At 67.0% G+C, this 4,109-nt stretch carries 6 protein-coding genes; 1 reads left to right on the top strand and 5 read right to left on the bottom strand.

Features of this window, described 5'->3' with window-relative positions:
* The 4 genes from D7X74_RS40240 to D7X74_RS40225 form a co-directional block, all read right to left on the bottom strand.
* Nucleotides 1-247 (bottom strand): DUF1427 family protein (locus D7X74_RS40240; protein WP_120538229.1); only part of this gene is annotated, 247 nt, incomplete at its 3' end.
* 17 nt (nucleotides 248-264) lie between these two features.
* Complete coding sequence (locus tag D7X74_RS40235) at nucleotides 265-921, bottom strand: hydrolase (RefSeq protein ID WP_120538227.1); 657 nt, start codon at nucleotides 919-921, stop codon at nucleotides 265-267.
* Between the two features lie 142 nt (nucleotides 922-1,063).
* On the bottom strand, nucleotides 1,064-1,561 hold the full coding sequence (locus D7X74_RS40230) for a hypothetical protein (RefSeq protein WP_120538226.1): 498 nt from the start codon (nucleotides 1,559-1,561) through the stop codon (nucleotides 1,064-1,066).
* A gap of 28 nt (nucleotides 1,562-1,589) precedes the next feature.
* Entirely contained in the window at nucleotides 1,590-2,309 is a 720-nt protein-coding gene (locus D7X74_RS40225; protein ID WP_233595401.1) for a DUF6585 family protein, read from the bottom strand.
* 249 nt (nucleotides 2,310-2,558) lie between these two features.
* On the opposite strand from D7X74_RS40225, the gene D7X74_RS40220 reads away from it, so the two are divergent.
* Nucleotides 2,559-3,158, top strand: a complete 600-nt coding sequence (locus tag D7X74_RS40220) for a hypothetical protein (RefSeq protein ID WP_120538225.1) — start codon at nucleotides 2,559-2,561, stop codon at nucleotides 3,156-3,158.
* 6 nt (nucleotides 3,159-3,164) lie between these two features.
* Here D7X74_RS40220 and D7X74_RS44665 read toward each other — a convergent pair whose 3' ends face one another.
* Nucleotides 3,165-4,049: an acyl-CoA desaturase gene (locus tag D7X74_RS44665; RefSeq protein ID WP_120538224.1), complete on the bottom strand. Its 885-nt coding sequence runs from the start codon at nucleotides 4,047-4,049 to the stop codon at nucleotides 3,165-3,167.
* Nucleotides 4,050-4,109: the final 60 nt, after the last annotated feature.

Genomic DNA, 4,109 nt, shown 5'->3' with positions numbered 1-4,109 from the left:
GAGCATCCCCCGGGGGGGCGGGGGACACACCGGTGACCTTCGGAACGCACTCCTCGGCGATCCACGCCGCCGTGAGCGGCTCCCGGCGGAGCAGCCGGCGACCGACGGGCACCAGCTGCTCGCCAATCAGGATGCCCAGCAGCCCCGCCAGCGCGACGAGGGGCGGCGCCGGGGAGCGGACACCGAGCAGGCCGTAGAGGAGGCCCATCAGCGCCCCCGCGGCGAGCGACACCAGATAGATTTTCATGGCCGGAAGACGGACGGTCAGTGACCGCCCTCGCCACCGCCGAACATCGTCTTCGCGTAGAGCAGGCCGAGCCCGTAGGCGCCGCCCGACTCCTTCGCCAGGTTCACGACGGCGTCGTACGTCTTGCTCCGGGCCCAGTCGCGCTGCAGCTCAAGGAGGTACTGGAGCGACGTCATGGGCCGGACGCCCGCCTGGATCATCCGCGCCATCGCCCGCTCGTGCGCCTCCGTGGAGACGTCACCACACGCGTCGGCGATGACATAGACCTCGAAGCCCTGGTCCAGCGCGGACAGCGCGGGACCGACGATGCACACCGACGTCCAGAGGCCCGCCAGCACGATGCGCGACTTGCCGATGGCGTTGACCCGCTCCGCGATGCGGGGGTCCTCCCAGGTGTTCATCGAGGTGCGGTCGATGGCCACCTCCTCCGGGAACGCCTCCTTGATCTCCGTGAACATCGGGCCGGAGAAGGACTTCTCCGCGACGGTCGTCAGGATGGTGGACACGTTGAACACCCGCGCCGCGCCAGAGATGAGCGACACGTGGGTGCGCAGCTGGTTCGCGTGGATGGAGTGCGTCGCGAACGCCATCTGCGGCTGGAAGTCGATGAGGATGAGCGTGTGGTCGCTGGGGGTGAGAAGCGTCTTGCCAGGAGCTGCGGTCGCGGTGGCCATGAGGGGTGCCCTTCTTCCGTGGAAGGGCGACACCCTCTCTTTTTCAAGACACATCCACAATCAGCAAATGGCAGATGATTTGTATCAATTGGGGAGATGGCACGAAAGACAGACAAGCCTTCGCACCCTCCCTGACCCACACTCAGCGCGTGGTGGCCGGAATCACACCCTGGCTGTAGTTGTCGCACAGGGCCAGGTACTCGTCGCTGTCAATGGCGAGCGCGGAGACCCGCTGCTTCTTCACCTTGGGCTTCGCCAGGGTGGTCTTGATCTGCACCATCTTCAGGATGGGGATGCCCATGTAGCTCTGGTCGACGTAGAGGTTCTCCTTCATCTCGTCCCAGGCGATGAGCACGCCGTCATTGAAGCGGATGCCGTCCCGGCCAATCAACAGCGCGGGCTTGTCCAGGCTGCCCAGGCCCTTGACGCAGTTGAAGAACATCCAGCCCGCGGCCAGCGTGACGAAGCCGAAGAAGGCCATCGCGCCCGTCTCCCCCAGCGACCGGTAGGTGAGCGCCCCGAAGAAGGCGAGCGCCAGCGCCCAGATGACCGCGCCCGCGATGAGCTTGAGGCGCGAGTTGTAGACCGCGTGCGGCTGTTCGGCTTTCTTCTTCGTCTGGGGGTTGCGGTAGATTTCCATGAGGTGATGCCCGGTGTTGGGGGTGAGGTCAGCCGGCCAGGCGGTCTGACAGGTAGGCCAGCAGCACTGGCGCGTTGGGAATCTTCGCTTCGTCGATCTTCCGGGGCTTGCCCTGCGCGACGATGACCAGCTCGCGGGTCGATACGCCGGTGTCGAACTCATCCTGGACGCGGATGCTCTCGATCTCCTCCCAGCGCATCCGCCGGCCCTTGTGCGTCAACCCCGCGTCGTCCAGGGTCAGCGGCCCGAAGCGCACCGGCTGTCCGTCGGCGACCTGCTGGTGCACGCGCTCCAGCAGCTCCGGCACGACGTGCTCCATCACCGACTGGTGCAGCGCCTCCGCGTCGCTCCACAGGTTCAGCCGCAGCTTGTAGCTGCCGCCCCGGTGCCGCAGGACGATGCGGTCGTGGTTCTGGATTTCGAGCACCGACTCCACGTCCCGCCAGGCGATGTGGACGGCGCCCGCGCGCAGGCCCTGGTCGTCCAGAGACAGGGAGTGCGGCGCGCGCATCCAGACAAAGAGGTCACTGGCCCGCCAGCCGATGAGGTAGATGCCACAGGGCAGGCCGAACAGCAGGATGAAGAACCCCATGTTGCCGCGCAGCAGGCTGACCACCATGTCCAGCGGCAGCAGGTGCACCCCCGCCGGGGCCAGGAGCATCGCCACGACCAGGTAGCTCAGCACCAGGCCCGCGAAGAACCAGTAGAGGACGGGCGTGGGGAAGACCAACGAGTGCGTGCGTTTCACCGAAGCCTCCAGACGGGCCGGGGATGGGCCGGGGTCGGGGCTTCGTGAGCCACAGCGACGCGTCCGCACGTCTATAAACAATCGCATGTGTCAGCGCGATGTCTTTCGTCCGGTTCGCGACTTCTCACGGGCTGAGACCGTCTATGTTTGTTCTTCGCGGAGTTCCGTTATTCCTAACGGCACCGGGAAGCAGGCGTGCGCCGCGAATCATCCCCCCGAAAGGTGGGACTTCTCGGCTAGGGTCCCCCCATGTCCAACGACTTCGAACCCATCGACTCCAAGCGCGCGAACGAGCTTCTTGCGGACATCCTCGCGACCCCCTTCGATGAGGACGACGATCAGCTCCAGTTCGTGCTCCACCGGGGGAACCTCGCGATGCCGGGCGACTTCCAGCTCGACAGCAACGAGGTCGTCATCGTGAACGGGGACATGGCGGTCGCCGGCTGCCTGGCGGACTCGTTCGAGAACGAGGACGATTTCTCGAAGCTCTACGTCCTGGGAAACCTGCGCGCGCGGGACATGGTCTGCGGCTCGGAGGTGCACGTCACGGGGAACCTGGAGGTGGCGCACGTGCTGTACGCCAACTCGTTCGACCAGGACACCCTGCACGTGGGCGGGACGCTGAGCGCGAAGATCCTCATCGAGGAAGGCCACCAGGTGGAGTTCGGCGCACTCGCGGTGGAAACCCTCATCACGGACGATGAGACCTGGCGGGAGGTCAAGGCGGATACCCAGGTCGGCGACTACGGGAAGACCCTCAAGCCGCACCTCGTCGGCAAGGGCGGCCGCTTCATCCTGAGCGAGGCCCTCCACAAGGACCTGCAGGAAGGACTCTCCGTCCTGCGCTGACCCGATTCACGAAGGCCTCGCGGGGCGGTCCCAGGCCTGGAGCGAGTGGACGAGCCCGCAGGCCTCCATCCCCCGGAGGCTCAGCCACCCCAGGTCCAGTTCCTCCGGCCGCATCCCCATCCGCGCCGAGTGGGCGAACGCGTGGTGGTTGTTGTGGAAGCCCTCGCCAAACGACAGCACGCCCAGAAGCCAGACATTCGTGCCGCTCTCCGTGGTGCCCGGGATGACGTGCCGTTTCTCACCCCAGACATGCGCGGCGTAGCCCACGAACCAGTGCCCCAGGATGCCGCCCGCGGTCCGGGCGCAGACAAAGACAGCCACCGCGCCCGGCCCACCCACCGCGAAGGTCACCGCCGCCAGCGCGAGCACGTGCAGGGGCCACGTCCCCTCCAGGAATCGCAGCCACCGGTCCTCGAAGAGGCCCGGAGGCAGCCGCGAAAGGGCGCGGTCATCCGCCGCGTCGAAGCGCAGGTGCAGGTTCCACACGAAGTCGCGCCACACCGAATGCCGGTACGCGAAGTACGGCGGACAGTCCTCCTGGTTCTGCCAGTGGTCGCGCACCGCGTGCAGCCGCGCCCACGACAACGGCCCGCCCAGGCCGCTCAGGACGAAGAGGTAGAGCAGCGCCCCGCCCACCACCGGGCTTGCCTTGAAGGTGCGGTGGATGACGCCGCGGTGCAGCCCCACCGAGTGGCCCAGGCACAGCGTCAGGAAGGCCATCACCAGGGACGCCGTGAGCGTCGCGGGCGTCACGGCGGGGATCCCGAAGACGAGGCCGGGCACCAGCATGGCCCAGAGCCAGAGGCTCTTGAACGCGTCGAACCGGACCCGCCCCACCGACGGGGGCACCAGCGGGCGCCCCGACACGGCTGCTGCTGCTTCGGTCAACATGGGGATGCTGCCTTTCGTCGTCCCACAAGGACGCACTTCGGCGCTCCATGACCACGCTGA

It is taken from the genome of Corallococcus sp. CA047B (assembly GCF_003612065.1).
In the GTDB taxonomy this organism is placed as follows: Bacteria; Myxococcota; Myxococcia; order Myxococcales; family Myxococcaceae; genus Corallococcus; species Corallococcus praedator.
The sequence above is the reverse complement of the archived record's forward strand: the minus strand, read 5'-3'. Positions and strand labels throughout refer to the sequence as shown.

Coding starts and splice junctions, on each gene's coding strand:
- D7X74_RS44665 (WP_120538224.1), bottom strand. CDS start 4,049: ATGTTGACCGAAGCAGCAGCAGCCGTGTCGGGGCGCCCGCTGGTGCCC.
- D7X74_RS40230 (WP_120538226.1), bottom strand. CDS start 1,561: ATGGAAATCTACCGCAACCCCCAGACGAAGAAGAAAGCCGAACAGCCG.
- D7X74_RS40235 (WP_120538227.1), bottom strand. CDS start 921: ATGGCCACCGCGACCGCAGCTCCTGGCAAGACGCTTCTCACCCCCAGC.
- D7X74_RS40220 (WP_120538225.1), top strand. CDS start 2,559: ATGTCCAACGACTTCGAACCCATCGACTCCAAGCGCGCGAACGAGCTT.